At 67.4% G+C, this 19246-nt stretch carries 18 protein-coding genes; 4 read left to right on the top strand and 14 right to left on the bottom strand.

From position 1 onward, the window contains the following. Window positions 1-14 precede the first annotated feature (14 nt). The gene (locus ACX12F_RS29150) at window positions 15-1304 is read right to left on the bottom strand and encodes an MFS transporter (protein WP_459367684.1); all 1290 of its coding nucleotides are present in this window, start codon (window positions 1302-1304) and stop codon (window positions 15-17) included. A gap of 118 nt (window positions 1305-1422) precedes the next feature. Between ACX12F_RS29150 and ACX12F_RS29145 the strand changes: the two genes are divergently transcribed. Next, the gene (locus ACX12F_RS29145; RefSeq protein ID WP_459370553.1) at window positions 1423-2043 is read left to right on the top strand and encodes a YqgE/AlgH family protein; all 621 of its coding nucleotides are present in this window, start codon (window positions 1423-1425) and stop codon (window positions 2041-2043) included. Here ACX12F_RS29145 and ACX12F_RS29140 read toward each other — a convergent pair. Next, entirely contained in the window at window positions 2040-2396 is a 357-nt protein-coding gene (locus ACX12F_RS29140; RefSeq protein WP_459367683.1) for a hypothetical protein, read from the bottom strand. The genes ACX12F_RS29145 and ACX12F_RS29140 overlap by 4 nt on opposite strands. Before the next feature lie 49 nt (window positions 2397-2445). Beyond that, a complete protein-coding gene (locus ACX12F_RS29135; protein WP_459367682.1) occupies window positions 2446-3447 on the bottom strand; it encodes an LpqN/LpqT family lipoprotein in 1002 nt (333 codons plus the stop codon). 253 nt (window positions 3448-3700) lie between these two features. On the opposite strand from ACX12F_RS29135, the gene leuS reads away from it, so the two are divergent. Further along, the gene (gene leuS / locus ACX12F_RS29130; RefSeq protein WP_459370552.1) at window positions 3701-6535 is read left to right on the top strand and encodes a leucine--tRNA ligase; all 2835 of its coding nucleotides are present in this window, start codon (window positions 3701-3703) and stop codon (window positions 6533-6535) included. A 62-nt stretch (window positions 6536-6597) separates the two neighbouring features. Here the strand turns inward: leuS and ACX12F_RS29125 are convergent, their stop codons facing one another. Beyond that, the gene (locus ACX12F_RS29125; RefSeq protein WP_459367681.1) at window positions 6598-7263 is read right to left on the bottom strand and encodes an SDR family oxidoreductase; all 666 of its coding nucleotides are present in this window, start codon (window positions 7261-7263) and stop codon (window positions 6598-6600) included. A gap of 54 nt (window positions 7264-7317) precedes the next feature. Here ACX12F_RS29125 and ggh point away from each other — a divergent pair, with 54 nt between their 5' ends. After that, window positions 7318-8658, top strand: coding sequence for a glucosylglycerate hydrolase (gene ggh, locus ACX12F_RS29120; RefSeq protein ID WP_459367680.1), 1341 nt, complete (start codon window positions 7318-7320; stop codon window positions 8656-8658). A gap of 1 nt (window position 8659) precedes the next feature. Here the strand turns inward: ggh and ACX12F_RS29115 are convergent, their stop codons facing one another. The 10 genes from ACX12F_RS29115 to ACX12F_RS29070 all read right to left on the bottom strand — a co-directional run bounded on the left by ACX12F_RS29115 (window position 8660) and on the right by ACX12F_RS29070 (window position 18670). After that, entirely contained in the window at window positions 8660-9124 is a 465-nt protein-coding gene (locus ACX12F_RS29115) for a MarR family winged helix-turn-helix transcriptional regulator (RefSeq protein WP_459367679.1), read from the bottom strand. A gap of 40 nt (window positions 9125-9164) precedes the next feature. After that, window positions 9165-9902 (bottom strand): amino acid ABC transporter ATP-binding protein, encoded by a 738-nt coding sequence (locus ACX12F_RS29110; RefSeq protein WP_459367678.1) that lies wholly within the window; start codon window positions 9900-9902, stop codon window positions 9165-9167. Continuing rightward, on the bottom strand, window positions 9899-11659 hold the full coding sequence (locus ACX12F_RS29105) for an ABC transporter substrate-binding protein/permease (protein ID WP_459367677.1): 1761 nt from the start codon (window positions 11657-11659) through the stop codon (window positions 9899-9901). The genes ACX12F_RS29110 and ACX12F_RS29105 overlap by 4 nt, the downstream gene beginning before the upstream one ends. 78 nt (window positions 11660-11737) lie before the next feature. Further along, window positions 11738-12520 carry an LLM class F420-dependent oxidoreductase gene (locus ACX12F_RS29100; protein ID WP_459367676.1) on the bottom strand — a complete coding sequence of 261 codons (783 nt, stop codon included), beginning with the start codon at window positions 12518-12520 and terminating at the stop codon, window positions 11738-11740. A gap of 9 nt (window positions 12521-12529) precedes the next feature. Further along, window positions 12530-13444 carry an Rv0045c family esterase gene (locus tag ACX12F_RS29095; RefSeq protein WP_459367675.1) on the bottom strand — a complete coding sequence of 305 codons (915 nt, stop codon included), beginning with the start codon at window positions 13442-13444 and terminating at the stop codon, window positions 12530-12532. 21 nt (window positions 13445-13465) lie between these two features. Beyond that, on the bottom strand, window positions 13466-15037 hold the full coding sequence (gene ahpF / locus ACX12F_RS29090; RefSeq protein ID WP_459367674.1) for an alkyl hydroperoxide reductase subunit F: 1572 nt from the start codon (window positions 15035-15037) through the stop codon (window positions 13466-13468). A gap of 131 nt (window positions 15038-15168) precedes the next feature. Further along, window positions 15169-15732, bottom strand: coding sequence for an alkyl hydroperoxide reductase subunit C (gene ahpC, locus ACX12F_RS29085; protein ID WP_459367673.1), 564 nt, complete (start codon window positions 15730-15732; stop codon window positions 15169-15171). A gap of 189 nt (window positions 15733-15921) precedes the next feature. Continuing rightward, window positions 15922-17010, bottom strand: coding sequence for an inositol-3-phosphate synthase (locus tag ACX12F_RS29080; protein WP_459367672.1), 1089 nt, complete (start codon window positions 17008-17010; stop codon window positions 15922-15924). A 53-nt stretch (window positions 17011-17063) separates the two neighbouring features. Further along, window positions 17064-17636: a PadR family transcriptional regulator gene (locus ACX12F_RS29075; protein WP_459367671.1), complete on the bottom strand. Its 573-nt coding sequence runs from the start codon at window positions 17634-17636 to the stop codon at window positions 17064-17066. Window positions 17637-17815: 179 nt separating this feature from the next. Beyond that, window positions 17816-18670, bottom strand: coding sequence for a DUF1707 SHOCT-like domain-containing protein (locus tag ACX12F_RS29070; RefSeq protein ID WP_459367670.1), 855 nt, complete (start codon window positions 18668-18670; stop codon window positions 17816-17818). Between the two features lie 144 nt (window positions 18671-18814). On the opposite strand from ACX12F_RS29070, the gene ACX12F_RS29065 reads away from it, so the two are divergent. Further along, a complete protein-coding gene (locus ACX12F_RS29065) occupies window positions 18815-19246 on the top strand; it encodes a DUF5318 domain-containing protein (RefSeq protein WP_020099850.1) in 432 nt (143 codons plus the stop codon).

The following is a 19246-nucleotide window of genomic DNA, read 5'->3' as shown; positions in this document are numbered from 1 at the left end:
TCAGGTCACGACACCTAGACGGTACCGGCGGTTCTGCTGCGCTTGCCCAGCGTCGCGTGCAGGACCAGGCCGATGACGTAGACGACAGCGCCGGCGGCCATGAGCGCCGACGATTTTCCGTCAGCCGGGATCACCGCCGCGGCGGCCGTGATGGCGACGATGAACGCCAGCCAGAACAACGCGTCCTGAACCGCGAACACGTGGCCGCGCAGGGCGTCGTCGACGTCGAGCTGCATGGCTGAGTCCGCGCACAACTTGACCACCTGCCCGGCCGTTCCCAGCACCAGACTGCAGGCGATGAGCACCGGTATCTGTAGGCCGGCGCCGGCCAGCTGGACCGGCGCCGCGATGGCGAGGGCACCGTTTGCGGTGGCATATCGGCCCCAGCGTCGTACCGCGGCCGGCATGACGAGGTTGGCGAGGAACGACCCGAGCCCGGCGGCGGCCACGAACACGATGGTCACCGCGAACCCCGCAACGTGTTCGCCGCCGCCGTGCCGGACGATCACCAGCACCATGAGGGTGTTGATCCCGAAAACCATCCGGTGGGCCGCCAGACCGGTCAGGGTGGCGGTGACCGTCGGTACGTTCGCCACCGATCGGAGCCCGTAGACCCAGCCCGTGACGACGGCGTAGATGACCGAACCGTGGACCGCGCGGGCGCTGTCGTCGGGCCCCAAGAGATGGCGGTGGAACCGCACCGACAGCCAGAGCGCCAGTGCGACGGGCAACGCCGCCAGCCAGATCACCACTGCCGAGCTGGTGTCGCCCGCGCCCAGCAGCCAGCGCGGCAAGAGCATCACGTTGGCGCCGGCGAACGCCGACACGGCGCCGACCGCGGTGGCGACCGAGTTCATCGATACCACCTGTGCGGTCGGTACGACGTGTGGCAGTGCGGCCGACAGGCCCGAGGAGACGAAGCGGGTGAAGCCGTTGACGATCAGCGCGCCGAGCAGGATCGGCTTGTCTGCTGCCGCCGTGGCCAGCAGTGCGCCGACGCAGATCATCACCAGCAGCCGCGCGAGGTTGGCGCCGATGAGCACTTGCCGGCGGTCCCACCGGTCGAGCAGCGCGCCGACGAACGGACCCAACAACGAGTACGGCAGGAACAGCGCGGCGAACGAACCCGCGATGGCCCACGGTGTGGCCGCCCGATCCGGGCTGAACAGCAGTCCGCCGACCAGGCCCGCCTGGAAAAGTCCGTCGCCGAACTGGCTGACCGCACGCAGTTCCAGCAGCCGGCGGAAGTCCGGCAGGGCCTGCACCGCATGCAGGACGACGTGGTGAGAACGGCGGTCGGTCACTGGAATATTCGTGTCCTGACTTGAAGGTGCCGGGCGTGATTGAAGCGACCCGCTCCACAGTACAAATATCCCGGCAAGCCGTGTGCGTTGGTCACGCCGACGGCGCGCGAGTGCGATGATGGACGGCGTGGCGCAGTCAGAGGAACCGGAGGATTACCGTGATTTCGCTCCCGCCTCGCATGGGATTCGAGCGGGGACGCTACTGCTCGCCAACACCGATTTGCTGGAACCGACGTTCCGGCGCAGCGTCATCTACATCGTCGAGCACAACTCCGGCGGTACGCTCGGCGTCGTCTTGAACCGGCCCAGCGAGACGGCCGTGTACAACGTGTTGCCGCAGTGGGCGAAGCTCGCCACCAAACCCAAGTCCATGTTCATCGGCGGTCCGGTGAAGCGCGATTCCGCGCTGTGCCTGGCGACCATGAAGGTCGGTGTTGACGCATCCTCGGTGCCCGGACTGCGGCATGTCCAGGGCCGCATCGCCATGGTCGATCTGGACGCCGAACCCGAGGACATCGAAGGCGCCGTCGAGGGTGTCCGGATCTACGCCGGCTACTCCGGGTGGTCCGTCGGGCAGCTCGACGGGGAGATCGAACGCGACGACTGGATCGTGCTGTCGGCGCTGCCGTCGGACGTCCTGGTGGAACCGCGGGTGGATCTCTGGTCGCGGGTATTACGGCGTCAGCCGATGCCCATGGCGATGCTGTCGACGCACCCGATCGATGTGAGCCGGAACTAGCTGCAGGACAGCGTGCAGCTGGCGCAGCTGCCGGCGCAGCCGTCACCGGCGGGCCCGTTCTCGTGGGCGATCATGGCGGCTCCGGCCTTGGCGCCCTGGTAGCAACCGGCGGCGAAGGTGCCGACGGCCCCGATGACACACACCATCAGCACCGTCACGCCCGTGCTGCGCGGCGCGACGAGCGCGGCGGCACCGCCGGCAGCGAGCATCACGGCCGTCGCGAGTTGGATGGGCGCCACCGAGCGCAGCACCCGCGGCACGGTGTCGGTGGAATGGGGGCGGCGCAGCGACCAGGCGCCGACGCCTGCGGTCACCACGGCCGCGCACAGGCACAGCACCGCGGCGATCAGCATGCGTCTCAGGATAGGGGCGGCCGGGCGGCCACTCCAAACCGGCGACCGGTCAGCGGCCCAGTCCGGGGATCGATGCCGTGAGGGGCACGGCCCCGGCAGCGTGCGGCAGGACGGCGGCCGGAGCCGGCACCATCGGTGCGGCGGGTGCCGGCGCGGCGGGCGCCGGCGCGGGGACAGCCGCCGGTGCGCCCGGTGCGCTGATCTTGAAGCCGTTGACGATGGCGTCGGTGGCGCTGCCGGAGGCCACGGTCACCTGGGCGCTGGTGGTCACCGATAGCGTCACGAGGTACCGGTCCGCGCCCGATGTCGCGATGACGTGCCGCCGCGAGGTGTTGAGCGTCATGTTGTTCTCGCGGTAGGTGCCTTCGATGATCGACGACGGCATGCCATAGAAGTCGGCCATCGAACCGTCGGTGGACCGCCACGCGACCTGCTGCTGGCTGTCGATGAACCCGTGGCTGATGGCTTCCCGCGGGTCGAAGTCGCCGACCAGCTTGTAGACCTGCAGCGCGGCGTTCGAGGTGTAGAGGCCGTCGCCGCCGACGCGGTCCGCGATGACGGCGAAGGCGTCGGGCACATTCGGATCGGGTACCGCGGCCCAGCCCGGGGGCACCGGCAGGACGATGTTCAGCGCGGTGAAGCCCGCGGCCGTCTGCCGCTGCATGGCGACGTTGTGGGCATGGAAGAAGTCGGCGATGGTGCCCGAGGCGGCCGGTGCGATCGCCGGTGTCGGGGCGGGGGCCGGGGCGATCGCCGGTGCCGGGGCGACGATCGGTTGGGCAACGGCCGGCTGGGGAATCGTGGCCGGTTGGGGGACCGCTGCGGGCTGACCGGCGGGAATGAAGGCGGGCCCGGCCGGTTGCGCCGCGGCCGCTGGCGCCGGGGCGGCCTGCACGGTGACGGTCTGGGTCACCGTGGCGGGGGCCGGGACGACGGGTTGGGGCGGGAGCGGTTCGGCGGATGCGATGTTGCCGGCGAAGCCGACGACGCCTGCGAGACCCGCGGCGACACCTCCTGCCAGCAGTCGCCAGTGGCGGGCGTTCTCGAACATGTCGTGCCGATCCTTCCGCTTCACTTCTGCCTCACGCGTTGCACTGGAGCCGACTGTATGTAGGTACATGTAGGGCCACCAGATCCGGCGCGCACCTGCAACCGTGCTCTGACCGCACTGCAACGGAACCGAGACCAACGGCCCCCGGCGCTCAACTGGCTGGCGTGATGCAGGTCGCGCCGGGGGCGTTGACTACCCTGTGCACGTGAGTGATTCCCCGAATGCGCAGGCCAACGTGCGTCCCGAGGCGGCCATGGCCGTCGACGCCGACAGCCCGCAGCACCGTTACACCGCCGAACTGGCCGGTTTGATTGAGGCTGATTGGCAGCAACGGTGGGACCTGCTCGGCACTTTTCACGTGCCCAACCCCGTCGGCTCCCTCGCGCCCACAGACGGCTCCTCGGTGCCGGCCGACAAGATGTTCGTGCAGGACATGTTCCCGTACCCGTCGGGCGATGGCCTGCACGTCGGGCACCCGCTCGGCTACATCGCCACGGACGTGTACGCCCGCTATTTCCGGATGACGGGCCGCAACGTCCTGCATGCCCTGGGCTTCGACGCCTTCGGTCTGCCCGCCGAGCAGTACGCCGTGCAGACCGGCACGCACCCGCGCACCCGGACCGAGGCCAACATCGTCAACTTCCGGCGGCAGCTGGGACGGCTGGGCCTGGGGCATGATGCGCGGCGCAGCTTCGCCACCACGGATACCGACTTCTACAGGTGGACGCAGTGGATCTTCCTGCAGATCTACAACGCCTGGTTCGACGTATCGCAGCAGAAGGCCCGGCCGGTCGCCGAGCTGATCGCCGAATTCGATTCCGGCACAAGGACTCTCGATGACGGCCGGGACTGGTCTGCGTTGACGGCCGCCGAACGTGCCGACGTGGTGGACGGGTATCGCCTGGTGTACCGCTCCGACTCGATGGTGAACTGGTGCCCGGGTCTGGGCACCGTGCTGGCCAACGAGGAGGTCACCTCCGACGGGCGCAGTGAGCGCGGCAACTTCCCGGTGTTCCGGAAGCGGTTGCGGCAGTGGATGATGCGGATCACCGCGTACTCCGACCGGCTGCTCGAGGACCTGGACGTGCTGGACTGGCCCGACAAGGTCAAGGCCATGCAGCGCAACTGGATCGGCCGCTCCGTCGGTGCCGAGGTGCTGTTCTCGGCGGGGGACGCCGACATCGAGGTCTTCACCACCCGCCCGGACACGCTGTTCGGCGCCACCTATCTGGTGCTGGCCCCCGAGCATGATCTGGTGGATTCGCTGGTGGCCGAATCCTGGCCCGCCGACGTCGACGACCGGTGGACCTATGGCGCGGCCACCCCGGCCGAGGCCGTCGCGGCCTACCGCGCCGCCATCGCGGCCAAGTCGGACCTGGAGCGCCAGGAGAACAAGACCAAGACCGGTGTGTTCACCGGCGCCTACGCCACCAATCCGGTGAACGGACACCAGGTTCCGATCTTTATCGCCGATTACGTGTTGGCCGGTTACGGCACCGGCGCCATCATGGCGGTGCCCGGCCACGACCAGCGTGACTGGGAGTTCGCGACGGCGTTCGGCCTGCCCATCGTGGAAGTCATTGCCGGCGGCGATCTCTCAGAGGCGGCCCATACAGGTGATGGTGCGCTGGTCAACTCCGACTACCTCGACGGCCTGACCGTCGCCGACGCCAAGGCCGCCGTCACCGAGAAGCTGGTGGCGGACGGCCGCGGCCAGGCCCGCGTCGAATTCAAGCTCCGCGACTGGCTTTTCGCGCGTCAGCGGTACTGGGGCGAGCCGTTCCCCATCGTCTACGACGCCGACGGCCGGGCCCACCCGTTGCCGGATTCGGCGCTGCCCGTCGAGCTGCCGGACGTGCCCGACTACTCGCCGGTGCTGTTCGACCCGGACAACGCCGACAGCGAGCCGTCGCCGCCGCTGAACAAGGCCACCGAATGGGTGCACGTCGACCTGGATCTCGGTGACGGGCTGCAGTCCTACACCCGTGACACCAACGTCATGCCGCAGTGGGCCGGCAGCTCCTGGTACGAGCTGCGCTACGCAGACCCGCACAACTCGGAAGCGTTCTGCGCCAAGGAGAACGAGGCGTACTGGATGGGCCCGCGGCCCGAGATCCACGGGGCCGCGGACCCGGGTGGCGTCGACCTGTACGTCGGCGGCGTCGAGCACGCGGTGCTGCACCTGCTGTACTCGCGGTTCTGGCACAAGGTGTTGTTCGACCTCGGCCACGTGTCGTCGCGCGAGCCGTACCGCCGCCTGGTCAACCAGGGCTACATCCAGGCGTTCGCCTACACCGACTCCCGTGGCGCCTACGTGCCGGCCGCGGAAGTTGTCCCGCGCGACGGCAAGTTCTTCTGGACCGGCCCCGACGGCGAGATCGAGGTCAACCAGGAGTTCGGCAAGATCGGCAAGAGCCTGAAGAACTCCGTCTCGCCCGACGAGATCTGCGAGGAGTACGGCGCCGACACCCTCCGCGTCTACGAGATGTCGATGGGTCCGCTGGAGGCCTCCCGGCCGTGGGCCACCAAGGACGTCGTCGGTGCGCACCGGTTCCTGCAGCGCGTGTGGCGTGTCGTCATCGACGAGACCACCGGTGAGCCAAGGGTTTCGGACGATGCGCTGTCCGATGAGACGCTCAAGCAGTTACATCGCACTATCGCCGGGGTGAACGAGGACTACGCCGCGCTGCGCAACAACACAGCTGCCGCCAAGCTCATCGAGTACACCAACCACCTGACCAAGGAGGGTGTCACCGCCCGCGCGGCGGTTCAGCCGCTGGTGCTGATGGTCGCGCCACTGGCCCCGCACCTGGCCGAGGAACTGTGGCGCCGCCTCGGCAGTGACGCGTCACTGGCCCACGGCCCGTTCCCGATCGCCGACGAGCGCTACCTGGTCGACGACACCGTCGAGTACCCGGTGCAGGTCAATGGGAAGGTGCGCGGCAAGATCGTCGTGGCGGCCGATGCCGACAAGGCCACGCTGGAAGCCGCGGCCCTCGCGGACGAGAAGGTGCAGGCCTTCCTCGCCGGCGCCACGCCCAAGAAGGTCATCATCGTGCCCGGCCGATTGGTCAACATCGTCGCCTGACGCGGGATTTGTGCACGACAAGGTACGTTCACCGCACCAATTCGTGCACAAATCGCTGGGGATCAGCGGGGGCGGATGATCACCTCGTGCTGGTGGGCGTCCTCCGGGGTGGCCACCACCTGCGCGATCACCTGCGCGACGGTCGACGGCTTGAGGAAGCGCTCGGGCTGGTATTCGCCGCCCTCATACGCCACCAGGTTCCACTGCATGTCGGTGTCGATCCGGCCCGGGTACACCGTCGTCACCCGCAGCGCCGGTTCGTCGGCGCGCAGGGCATCGGCGAAACCGCGCAGCGCGAACTTGCTCGCGGAGTACGCCGCCAGGCCGGGGGACGGGTTGCGGCCGGCGCCGGAGTTGACGAAGATCACCTGGCCCCGGGCGGCGCGCAACGCCGGCAGCAGGGGCAGCGTAAGTCCCACGGCGCCAAGCACATTCACTTCCATGGTGGCCCGCCACTCCTCGATGGAGGACTCGCCGACCCGGCCCGGGTACGCCACGCCGGCGTTGTGCACCAGCACGTCGAGCTCGACGATCGGCTCGACAGCCGCCTCGACGCCCTCGTAGTCGGTGAGGTCCATGGGCCAGGTGGTCGCGCCTAGCCGCTCGGCCACGGCGTCGAGTTCGGCCGACGGCCGGCCGGCCAAAAACAGGGTGTGCGTCGGCGCGAGGGCTTCGGCGATGGCCATCCCGAGGCCCCGGGAAGCGCCGGTGATCATTGCGGTCGGCATGGCGTGAGCCTACCGATCAGCGAATCCCGGGGCGGCGACGCACAATAGACAGCGATGCCACCGGACCACAGCTTCGCGCCCACCCAACTCTCCGCCCGCGCCGCCTACCTGCTGCGCGGCAATGACCTGGGTGTGATGACGACGGCAGCGCCGCTGCTGTACCCGCACATGTGGAGCTGGGACGCCGCGTTCGTGTCGATCGGTCTGGCGTCGCTGACCGTCGAGCGCGCCGTCGTCGAACTGGACACGTTGTTGTCGGCGCAGTGGGCCAACGGCATGATCCCGCACATCGTGTTCGCCAACGGGGTCGACGGCTACTTTCCCGGGCCGGCCAGGTGGGAGACCTCCACGCTCGCCGTCAACGCGCCGCGCAATCGGGAGACTTCCGGGATCACCCAGCCGCCGGTGCATGCCATTGCGGTGCAACGCATTCTCGACCACGCCCGCACCCGCGGCAGGTCGACGCGCGTGGTCGCCGAGGCGTTCCTGGACCGCCGGTGGGACGACTTGGTGCGCTGGCACCGCTGGCTGGCCGAGGCGCGCGACCCGCAAGAGCACGGCCGGGTGACGCTGTATCACGGCTGGGAATCCGGCATGGACAACTCGCCGCGGTGGGATAGCGCCTACGCCAACGTGGTTCCGGGTGCGGTGCCCGAGTATCAGCGTGAGGACAACGCGATCATCACCGATACCAGCCAGCGTCCGTCCGACGTCGAGTACGACCGCTACCTATGGCTGCTCGAGGAGATGAAGTCGGTCCGGTACGACGACGCCCTGCTGCCGAAGGTCATGAGTTTTCAGGTCGAGGACGTCTTCGTCTCGGCCATCCTGTCGGTGGCGTGCACCGTGCTGGCGGAGCTCGGTGAGGACTACAAGCGCCCGAATTCTGATGTGCGCGAGCTATATTCGTGGGCCGAACGGTTTCGCCAGGGCGTGGTGGCGACCACGGATGACCGCACCGGAGCGGCCCGCGACTTCGATCTGCGCGCCGGCAAATGGATTCAGAGTGAGACGGTGGCGCAGTTCGCGCCATTGCTCTGCGGGGGCCTGCCGCATGAGCGCGAACGCGCGCTGCTGCGGTTGCTGGAAGGCCCGCGGTTCTGTGCGCATCCCGACCTCAAGTACCCGCTGATCCCGTCGACGTCACCGGTGTCCCGCGACTTCCGCCCACGCGAGTATTGGCGCGGCCCGGTCTGGCCTGTGATGACGTGGCTGTTCTCGTGGTGTTTCGCGCGCCGCGGCTGGGCCGAGCGCGCATCGATCCTGCGGCGGGAAGGCTTGCGGCAGGCCAGCGACGGCACGTTCGCCGAATACTACGAACCGTTCACCGGGGAACCGCTGGGCAGCATGCAGCAGTCGTGGACTGCCGCCGCGGTACTGGACTGGCTGGGTTGACCTAGTCGTCGTTGCTGGTCGCCAGCTTCTCCAGCGGCGCAAGGGCCCTGGAGATGCTTTCGATGTCCTCGGGCGTCAGCTTCGACATCATCGCGACCAGCACCTTGCGCCGGGCTTCCAAGGCCTCGCGGTGCTGCACGAGTCCCCGCGGCGTCACGTTCACCAGGACGGCGCGCAGGTCGGAAGGGTCACGCGACCGCTTGACCAGACCCAGCTTCTCCAACCGCCGGATCGCCACCGTGGTGGTGGGCGTGCGGACCCGTTCGTGCGCGGCCAACTCGGTCATCCGGATGGGTCCGCGGTCCAGCAGGGTCAGCAGGATGGATAGCTGCGCCAACGTCAGATCGGCGCCGGCTTCGGCGTCCTTAGGGATTTCGACGCGTCGGCGCATCACGTTGAACAGCTTGGAGAGGACCTGCTGCAGGTCTCCTGCAAGGTCCGCGACCTGCGGTTCCGTCGACGACATAGTTCGATAGTCTAACGTGTATGCCGGAAACTGGTCGCAGTTAGACAACCTGTGCCAGAAATTGACGTAAACGTTGAGTAGCGGCGGATTCGAAAATTTGCCTGGGCGTTCCGGTCTCGATCACGCGGCCACCGTCCATGAACACCACCGCATCTGCCGCTGACCGGGCGAAACCCATCTCGTGGGTGACCACGACCATGGTCATGCCGTCCGCGCCGAGTTCGCTGATCAGCGCCAGGATGCCCTTCACAAGTTCGGGATCCAGGGCGGAAGTGGCCTCATCGAAGAACATCACCTGGGGGCTCATGGCCAGCGCACGCGCGATCGCGACACGTTGCTGTTGACCGCCTGAGAGGGTGCTGGGCCGGACCTGGGCCTTGTGTTTGAGCCCGACCCGGTCCAGCAGCTGCAGGCCGAGTTCGCGGGCCGCGTCGGTGTCCAGGCGCTTGAGTTTGCGGGGCCCGAGGGTGACGTTCTCCAGCACCGTCCGGTGCGGGAAAAGGTTGAAGTGCTGGAACACCATGCCGATCCGCTGGCGCAGCTGATCGGGGTTGTCTTTGAGGACCGAGCGCCCGTCGAGAAGGATGTCGCCGCGGTCCGGTTCGTACAACCGGTTCAGGGTGCGCAGCAGCGTCGACTTGCCCGAGCCCGACGGCCCGATGACGGCCGTCGTGGTGCCGGCCGGGACGTCCAGGTCGACGCCGCGCAGCACCGTGCTGGCGCCGAAGGATAGGTGAATGTCCTTGGCGGCCAACGAAACTGCTTGTGGCGTGGTCATATGATCTCCTGAGTCGGGATCTCGGCTGCGGCGGGCTTGCCCTTGCTCAGTCGCCGGTCGATGTAGTTGACCAGATGGGTCAGCGGAACGGTCAGGGCCAGGTAGAACAAACCGGAAGCGACCAGGGGAGAAAGGTTTCCGGTCTGCGCGTTGAGGTCGCGGCCGACCTGGAACAGCTCGCGCTGGCTGGCGATCAGCCCGAGGAAGTACACGAGCGACGACGCTTTCAGCAGCGAGATGAACTGGTTCATCAATGCGGGCAGCACCCGTCGCACCCCTTGTGGCACCACGACCAGGCGCATCGACGCCGGGTAGCCGAAGCCCAGCGCGCGCGAGGCCTCGAGTTGGCCGGCGTCCACGCTCTGGATGCCCGAGCGCAGAATCTCACCGATGTAGGCGCCGGCCATCAGCCCCAGCGCGGCAATTCCCAAGGGGTAGGGGTTGTTTCCGGTCAGCGAGCCCACCACCGGTCCGATGCCCAGCCCGATCACCAGAATGATCACGACTTCCGGCAGGCCGCGGAAGATGTCGGTGTACACCCGGGCCGGCCAGCGCAGCCAGCGGGACCGGGAGATACCGGCGATGGCCAGCGCCATGCCGATGGTCAGGCCGATGACGCTGGCACTGACGGTCAGGATGAGGGTGTTGGGCAGGCCGGTCTTGAACAGGTCGGGGATGGCCTGCCGGTAGAGGTGCCAGTCCCCGAACGCGTCCTTCAGTTGGGACAGTGTGGATTTCGGTCCGGGACCGGACGTCGGAGCGGCCGACGCATGCGCGGCCGCGATGGCGTTGAAGTCGGGCAGTTGCGGCAGCGGCGCCGCCTTCGATCCGGGCTTCCAGCCGGGCGGCAGGGCGCGCGGCACCCAGTTCGAGTAGAGCTTGGCCCAGGTACCGTCGGCGATCACCGCGTCGAGTCCCGCGTTGAGCGCGTCGATCAGCGGCTTGTTCTCCTTCGCGACCGCGTAGGCCACGAAATTGTCCAAGCTGAAGGTGTTTTCGACGATCCGGGCCGGGTCACCGGGCTGTACCGTGCCGGACGCCTGTTGTGACGGCGCGACCCAGGCATCGATCTGCCGGGTCTTGATGTTGGCGTACACCGTGGCGTAGTCCGGGAATTTGACCGGCTGCAGGTGCAGGGTGTCGACGACGTAGGCCTCCTGCACCGTGCCCTGCACGACGCCGATGCGCTGCCCCGGCTTCAGCGCGCCGAAGCCGTTGATCGCCGACCCGGTCGGCACGACGAGCGAAAAGTAGCCGAAGTCATAGCCATTGGTGAATCCGACGGTGCGGCGACGGGCGTCCGTCGTGGTGATCGACGACGATCCGACGTCGAACCGGCGCGAAGCCACTTGGGCCAACAGTCCGGCGAAGTCGGTGCCGACGAAGTTGACGCGCAGGCCGATCTTCTCGGCGATGGCCCGCAGCAGCTCGTTGTCGAACCCGGTGAACTGGCCGCTGGAGTTGATACAGATGCTCGGTGGCGCGTCGGACAGCGTGCCGACGGTCAGCACTCCGGGCGTGCCCAGCCCCAAGGCGTCCGGGCGCACCGTCGAAAGCGGTTGGGTGCCAGGCGTCGTGTACTTGTCGGTGCCGTCGCCCTGGGCGGCGGTGGCCAGGTTGGTGGGCAGCGCGCTGGCGCTCTGCTCGCCGGGCGGTGCGCACTGGTCGGTGGTGGCGCGGGCCGGGACGCCCACGCACAGCGAGCCGACCAGGAGTGCCACCAGTATCGCTACCGTCGCACGCAGGAAAGAGGTCACGCAGGTCAACCTAGCCGGTACCCGGCCGAATGCCCCGGCTTCAGCTCGCCGGGAATTCATCCGGCCGGGCCGCCTCGACTACTGGCTGTCGCGCCAGCGGCACAGCTTCTCGGCGTCGCCCAGGTCGTAGTCGGGCCCGTTGACGCCCACCGTCAGCAACGAAACACCCAGTGCGGTAAGGGCTTCGGCGTTGGCGATCAGGCCGTCGCCGCTGTTGTCGACGCCGGCGGAGCGCACGATGGTGCTGGGGTCGCGACCGACGTCGGCGCAGTGCCGGTCCAGGACGGCGGCCTTCTCCGGATAGGTCGACGCCGTGGTGAAGCTTTGCCACATCTGCGCGTACTGGGCGACGAGCTTCAGCGTCTTGCGCTCGCCCTGCCCGCCGATCAGGATCGGGATCTCGCGCACCGGCTGGGGGTTCAGCTTGCCCAGCCGCGACATGATCCGCGGCATGGCCGCCGCCAGGTCGTCGAGTCTGCTTCCGGCCGTGCCGAATTCGTAGCCGTACTCGTCGTAGTCCTTCTCTTTCCAGCCCGATCCGATGCCCAGGATCAGTCGCCCGTCGGAGATGTTGTCCACCGTCCGCGCCATATCGGCCAGCAGTTCCGGATTGCGGTACGAGTTACAGGTGACCAGCGCCCCGATCTCGATGCGCGAGGTCTGCTCGGCCCACGCGCCCAGCATGGTCCAGCATTCGTAATGCGCGCCGTCGGGGTCGCCGTACAACGGGAAGAAGTGGTCCCAGTTGAAGGCGACGTCGACGCCGAGGTCCTCGCTGCGACGGACCGCGTCGCGCATCAAGCCGTAATTGGGGGAGTGCTGGGGTTGCAGTTGGACCCCGATGCGGATGGGTTGGGTCATGGCCCCACGCTAACCGCCGAGGACGCCCCGCAGGATCTCGACGAGCGCCGCGGGCTGGTCGCCCTGCACCGAATGCCCGGAATCGGCGACCACATGCGTCCGCTGGAAACCTGGCGCGCCGGCGGCGAAGGCGGCGGCATCGTCGTCGTTCACGAAGTACGACTTGGCGCCGCGCACCAGTGTCGTCGGCATGGTGATGGACGGGACGTCGTCCCACAGTCCGACAAAACCGTCACCGCTGCGGAACGAGTCGTACCGCCAGGTCCAGGTGCCGTCGTCGAGTTGCTTGGCGTTGTGAAAGACGCCGCGGCGCAACGAGTTCCGACTGCGGTGCGGCGACGCCGCCGCGGTGACGTCCAGCATCGCCTGGAAGCTGGGGAAGCTCCGGTCGCCCTTCACCAGCGCGACCGCGCCGAGTTGTGCCTTCGTCATCTGCTCGTGCCGTTCGGGCGCCGACGGGGTGACGTCCACCAGTACCAGCTCGGGCACCAGGGATGGCTCGGTCGCCGCGATGCGCAGCGCCGTCAGCCCACCCAGCGACATCCCGACCACCAGTCGGGCGTCGGGTGCGTGTGTGCGGAGCACCGACCGAAGAGTTTCAGCGTTGAGCTTCGGGCCGTAGTCGCCGTCCTCGCGCCACGCCGACCGCCCGTGCCCGGGCAGGTCGATCGCCAGTGCCGGCACCCCGAGCCCGAGGATCACGGTGTCCCAGGTGTGCGCGTTCTGCCCACCGCCGTGCAGGAACACCACCTCGGGTGCGGCGATGCCCCACTTCAGCATGCTGATCGGTCCGTTGTCTATCCGCGATACCGTCGGCAGCGGACCGGCCGCGCCGATCTGCTCGGCGTTCTCGGGCAGCAGCGCGAACTCGTCGAGCCTCAGCAGGTCGTCGTCAGAAATGTCGAGGGCCACATCTGCGGACATTACCCCCGGTGCGGGAACCGCTCAGCTGCCGACGGGAGCGGTGGTCCGGATCAGGTGATCGAACGCCGACAGGGCAGCGGTCGCGCCGGCTCCGGCGGCGATGACGATCTGCTTGAACGGCACCGTCGTGCAGTCGCCGGCGGCGAACACGCCAGGCACCGACGTCTGGCCACGTTCGTCGATGACGATCTCGCCGCGCTTGGACAGCTCGACGCTGCCTTCCAGCCACTCGGTGTTGGGCAGCAGACCGATCTGGACGAAGACGCCCTGCAGGTCGAGGTGGTGCGACTCGCCGGTGGTGCGGTCCTGGTAGGTCAGGCCGGTGACCTGGTCGCCGTCGCCGAGGACCTCGGTGGTCAGCGTGCTCAGCAGGACGTCGACGTTCGGCAGGCTGCGGAGCTTGCGCTGCAGCACCTCGTCGGCGCGCAACACCGAGTCGAACTCGATGAGCGTCACGTGGGAGACGACGCCGGCGAGGTCGATCGCGGCCTCCACGCCGGAGTTGCCGCCGCCGACGACGGCGACGCGCTTGCCCTTGAACAGCGGTCCGTCGCAGTGCGGGCAGTAGGTGACGCCCTTGTTGCGGTACTCGGCCTCACCGGGCACGTCCATGGCGCGCCAGCGGGCGCCGGTCGCGAGGATCACGGTGCGCGCGGTCAGCGAGGCGCCGCTCTCCAGCGAGATCTCGATGAGACCGCCCTCGTCGAGTGCGGGCAGCAGCTTCGCCCCGCGCTGGGTCTTCATGACGTCGACCTCGTACTCGCCGACATGGGCTTCCAGTGCCGCGGCGAACTTCGGTCCCTCGGTGTGGGGGACGGAGATGTAGTTCTCGATGGCCATGGTGTCGAGCACCTGGCCACCGAACCGCTCGGCGACCACACCGGTGCGAATTCCCTTGCGGGCCGCGTAGATTGCGGCCGCCGCGCCTGCTGGGCCACCGCCGACGACCAGCACGTCGAAGGGGTCCTTCTCGGCGATGGCTTCGGCGGTGCGCTGCGCTGCGCCGACGTCGACCTTGCCGATGATCTGCTCGAGGGTCATGCGGCCGGAGTCGAACACCTCACCGTTCAGGAAGACCGTGGGCACCGCCAGCACCTTGCGCTGTTCGACCTCGTCCTTGAACAGCGCGCCGTCGATGGCGACATGGGTGATGCGCGGGTTGAGGATCGCCATCAGGTTCAGCGCCTGCACCACGTCGGGGCAGTTCTGGCAGGACAGCGAGAAGTAGGTCTCGAAGTGCAGGTCGGCATCGAGGCCACGCACTTGCTCGAGCAGTTCGGGGGCTTCCTTCGAGGGATGCCCGCCGACCTGCAGCAGGGCCAGCGCCAGCGAGGAGAACTCGTGGCCGAGGGGGATGCCGGCGAACCGGACCTCGACGTCTGTACCGGTGCGGCGGATGGCGAACGACGGCCGGCGGGCGTCGTCGTCTGCTCGCGAGTAGGTGATCTTGTCCGACATCGCCGCGATCTCGGTGAGCAGTTCGGCGAGTTCGGCGGACTTGGGGCCGTCATCGAGGGAGGACACCAGCTCGATCGGCACGGTCAGCCGCTCCAGCAGGGACTTCAATTGGCCGGCGAGTGCGGTGTCGAGCATGCGGATCAACTCCATCGAGGATAGGTCTGGCTGGGCCGTTTGCGGCCCGAAAGATTTTGGGATGAAGCAGTTCTGGTGAGCGGCACGGGGCGGGCGGACCAGGCCCGTACCGCTCACCAGCGACGTCGGTGCTAGATCTTGCCGACGAGTTCCAGCGACGGAGCCAGGGTCTCTTCGCCCTCTTCCCACTTGGCCGGGCAGACCTCGCCCGGGTGGTTGCGCACGTACTGGGCGGCCTTGACCTTGCGGACCAGCTCGGCGGCGTTGCGGCCGATGCCCTCGGCAGTGACCTCAGTGAACTGGATGACGCCGTCGGGGTCGACCAGGAAGGTGCCGCGGTCGGCCAGGCCCTGGCCCTCACGCAGCACCTCGAAGTCGGTGCTGATCTGCAGTGTCGGGTCGCCGATCATGGCGTACTGGACCTTGCCGATGGTGTCGGACGAGTCGTGCCACGCCTTGTGGGTGAAGTGGGTGTCGGTGGATACCGAGAACACCTCGACGCCGAGGCGCTGCAGCTCCTCGTAGTGGTCGGCGAGGTCGCCGAGTTCGGTCGGGCAGACGAAGGTGAAGTCGGCCGGGTAGAAGAAGAAGATGGCCCACTTGCCCTTGATGTCGGCGTCCGACACGGGGATGAATGTGCCGTTCTTGTACGCGGTGGCGGAGAACGGCTTGATCTGCTTGTTGATCAGGGCCACGAGAACCTCTCTTCGGGTCTGTCGGATGTCTGTTACGAGTACCCACCTTAGTCGTATTTTTTGGACTCAATCCAGTTTGAACGGCAGTTGTGGCCAGTCTCACAGGACGGTGGTCCTGATCGCCCGTCGCCTCAAACGCCAAGTGGGCGGCCAGGTTTCACCTGGCCGCCCACTATGACGAAAGAAAGACTAGCCCGCGATGAAGGCTTCCAGCTGCGCACGGGCGAGGTCGTCGGAGACCTGCACCGGCGGGCTCTTCATCAGGTAGGCCGAGGCCGGCAGGATCGGGCCACCGAGGCCGCGGTCCTTGGCGATCTTGGCGGCGCGCACAGCGTCGATGATGATGCCGGCCGAGTTGGGGGAGTCCCACACCTCGAGCTTGTACTCCAGATTCAGCGGCACGTCACCGAAGGCGCGACCCTCGAGGCGCACGTACGCCCACTTGCGGTCGTCGAGCCACGCGACATAGTCCGACGGGCCGATGTGCACGTTCTTGTCGTAGACCTTGTCGGCCAGCGAGCCGGTCAGGTTGGAGGTGACGGCCTGGGTCTTCGAGACCTTCTTGGACTCCAGACGTTCACGCTCGAGCATGTTCTTGAAGTCCATGTTGCCGCCGACGTTCAGCTGGTAGGTGCGGTCCAGGGTGACGCCGCGGTCCTCGAACAGCTTGGCCATCACGCGGTGGGTGATGGTGGCGCCGACCTGGCTCTTGATGTCGTCGCCGACGATCGGGACGCCGGCGTCCTCGAACTTCTTGGCCCACACCGGGTCGGAAGCGATGAACACGGGCAGCGCGTTGACGAACGCGACCTTGGCGTCGATGGCGCACTGGGCGTAGAACTTGTCGGCCTCTTCGGAGCCGACGGGCAGGTAGGAGACCATGACGTCGACACGGGCGTCCTTGAGTGCCTTGACCACGTCGACCGGCTCGGCGTCGGACACCTCGATGGTCTCCGAGTAGTACTTGCCGATGCCGTCGAGGGTCGGGCCGCGCTGCACGATGATGTCGGTCGGCGGCACGTCGGCGATCTTGATGGTGTTGTTCTCGGAAGCGCCGATGGCCTCGGAGAGGTCGAAGCCGACCTTCTTGGCGTCCACGTCGAACGCGGCGACGAACTTCACGTCGCGCACGTGGTACTGGCCGAACTTGACGTGCATCAGGCCCGGGACGGTCGAGTTCGCATCGGCGTCCTGGTAGTACTGCACGCCCTGTACGAGCGATGCCGCGCAGTTGCCTACGCCGACGATTGCGACGCGAACCTCGTTCGACTCAGACATGTGACGGTCTCCTTTTCCTACTCTTCCAGTGCATTCGCCGGGGGCGTGTGCGCTCAGGTTTGGTCGGCGTGGCCTTGTGACGGCGGTGCCGTCGGTCCGGCAGTTGCCACGCGCTCGGCAGCAATCAGCTCGTTGAGCCATTTCACTTCGCGCTCACTGGACTCGAGCCCGAGCTGATGCAGCTGGCGGGTGTAGCGGTCGAGTGAACTGCTGGCCCGTGCGATCGCCTCGCGCAGACCTTCGCGACGCTCCTCGACCTGACGGCGCCGCCCTTCCAGGATTCGCATCCTGGCTTCGGCGGGCGTCCGGTTGAAGAACGCCAAGTGCACACCGAATCCGTCATCGGTGTAGTTCTGGGGGCCGGTGTCCGCGACGAGTTCAGTGAACCGTTGCTTGCCGGTGTCGGTGAGTTGGTAGACGCGGCGAGCGCGACGCACCTTCGTCGAACCGAGCGGTGCCGCGTCTTCGACGATCAGGCCGTCGGCCTGCATCCGGCGCAGCGCCGGGTAGAGCGAGCCGTATGAGAAGGCCCGGAATGCGCCGAGCAGCCCGGTCAGTCGTTTGCGCAGCTCGTAGCCGTGCATGGGGGACTCCAGCAGAAGCCCCAGGATGGCCAGCTCCAGCACAGTGTCACCTCCCAGCTCGAATCGACTATGTGAATTGACGCCACTAGATATTGAGCGCTAGGACGCTTCAACACCTCGCACAATAGTATCGCGCCGATATATACGGGGCCAATCGACGGCGCACGCGGAGATGAACGGTATTCGATGCGGCCGTCAACGCGGCCCGAACATGCGGCGAATCAGTTGGGGTAATTGATGCGCTTCTGGTTGCCGTCCGGATCCAGCTCGATATAGCCGCTGTTGTTGAACTTCCCGGACACGTAGATCGAGATGGCGACAGTGTCCTGCGGGGCGGTGATGTCCTTGCTGCCCTTGATGTCGATGTAGACGGTGCTGATCTCGTTGCGCTTGATTCCGAGCGTCTCCGGCGCGCCGTGCAGGATGCCGGCGATCTTCTCCACGTCGAACTTGCCGAGGTCGACGACCCGCTCGTCGCTGCCCACCGACGTGGTGTCGGGGTCGTCCCACCCGCCGCGGTAGTCGTACCGCAGCACGCGACGTGGCTCGGCCGGATCGGGACGCTCCAGGATCGCGTAGTCGGAATAGATCGAGAGCTCGTAGCCAGTGGTATCGCCGAACTTCTTCTTCATCTGGGTGAGGAGTCCGGTCAGGCCGCCGAGCGACTGCAGCTGGCGCGGCGGCGTCAGCACGATCGGGGTGATGCCATCGGGCTTGGCGCCGGGGTCTTGCGCGGCGGTCATCGGGGACTGGCCCGGCGCGGCGTAGATACCCCAGCCGATCGCGATGCCGACCACCAGCATCACCGCGGCGCCGGCGGCCAGGATGCCCCAGCCGGTGGTGCGGACGGGCCGCCCGGCACCGGTCTTCAAGTTGGGTAGTTGGACCGGCGCGTTCCCGGTCTGCAGGTCGGTCACCAGCGAGCGCAGGTCCCCGAGGGTGACAGCGGTGGTAGCCGACGCGACGCGCTGCCGGTGTTCCTCGGCGGACAGCTGGCCGTCGGCCAACGCACTGTCCAGTATCTGGCACGTGTCGTTGCGGTCGCTGTCTTTCGCCCGGGTTGCTGCGGTGGCCACCGGGAAAGCGTAGAGGTCAGGCAGCAGGCTCGCGTGAGCCCGGCCACAGGCCATTTACCACGGCACCTACCAAGCTGGCTACAACCCGGCTACATGCATGCCATCACGCGTCGGCGTCCAGGTGCCCGACGTACTCTGGTCAACGTGCGATTGCAGCGGCAGGTGGTTGACTATGCGCTCCGGCGCAGGTCACTGCTGGCCGAGGTCTACTCAGGCCGCACCGGTGTCACCGAGGTGTGTGACGCCAACCCGTATCTGCTGCGCGCAGCAAAATTTCATGGTCGTACCAGTTCGGTGATGTGCCCGATCTGCCGCAAGGAGCCACTGACATTGGTGTCGTGGGTCTTCGGCGATCATCTCGGAGCGGTGTCTGGTTCGGCCCGCAGCACCGAGGAGCTCGTCCTGCTGGCTGCCAAGTTCGACGAATTCGCGGTTCACGTGGTGGAGGTATGCCGCACTTGCAGTTGGAATCATTTGGTCAAGTCATATGTATTAGGGACGCCGAGTCCCCCGAAAGCAGCGAAGCCTCGTGGCACCCGCGCGGCGCGCTCGAAAGCGCGCACCGCCAGTGAGTGA

Source organism: Mycolicibacterium sp. HS_4_1, from assembly GCF_054515875.1.
This window is presented reverse-complemented; position numbering and strand designations above follow the sequence as displayed.

What these genes read in the sequence shown, in the direction of transcription:
- ACX12F_RS29110 (WP_459367678.1), bottom strand. Translation starts at nt 9,902, where the DNA reads ATGACCACGCCACAAGCAGTTTCGTTGGCCGCCAAGGACATTCACCTA.
- ACX12F_RS29140 (WP_459367683.1), bottom strand. Translation starts at nt 2,396, where the DNA reads ATGCTGATCGCCGCGGTGCTGTGCCTGTGCGCGGCCGTGGTGACCGCA.
- ahpF (WP_459367674.1), bottom strand. Translation starts at nt 15,037, where the DNA reads ATGCTCGACACCGCACTCGCCGGCCAATTGAAGTCCCTGCTGGAGCGG.
- ACX12F_RS29115 (WP_459367679.1), bottom strand. Translation starts at nt 9,124, where the DNA reads ATGTCGTCGACGGAACCGCAGGTCGCGGACCTTGCAGGAGACCTGCAG.
- ggh (WP_459367680.1), top strand. Translation starts at nt 7,318, where the DNA reads ATGCCACCGGACCACAGCTTCGCGCCCACCCAACTCTCCGCCCGCGCC.
- leuS (WP_459370552.1), top strand. Translation starts at nt 3,701, where the DNA reads ATGGCCGTCGACGCCGACAGCCCGCAGCACCGTTACACCGCCGAACTG.
- ACX12F_RS29125 (WP_459367681.1), bottom strand. Translation starts at nt 7,263, where the DNA reads ATGCCGACCGCAATGATCACCGGCGCTTCCCGGGGCCTCGGGATGGCC.
- ACX12F_RS29080 (WP_459367672.1), bottom strand. Translation starts at nt 17,010, where the DNA reads ATGTCTGAGTCGAACGAGGTTCGCGTCGCAATCGTCGGCGTAGGCAAC.
- ACX12F_RS29095 (WP_459367675.1), bottom strand. Translation starts at nt 13,444, where the DNA reads ATGTCCGCAGATGTGGCCCTCGACATTTCTGACGACGACCTGCTGAGG.
- ACX12F_RS29145 (WP_459370553.1), top strand. Translation starts at nt 1,423, where the DNA reads ATGGACGGCGTGGCGCAGTCAGAGGAACCGGAGGATTACCGTGATTTC.
- ACX12F_RS29100 (WP_459367676.1), bottom strand. Translation starts at nt 12,520, where the DNA reads ATGACCCAACCCATCCGCATCGGGGTCCAACTGCAACCCCAGCACTCC.
- ACX12F_RS29135 (WP_459367682.1), bottom strand. Translation starts at nt 3,447, where the DNA reads ATGTTCGAGAACGCCCGCCACTGGCGACTGCTGGCAGGAGGTGTCGCC.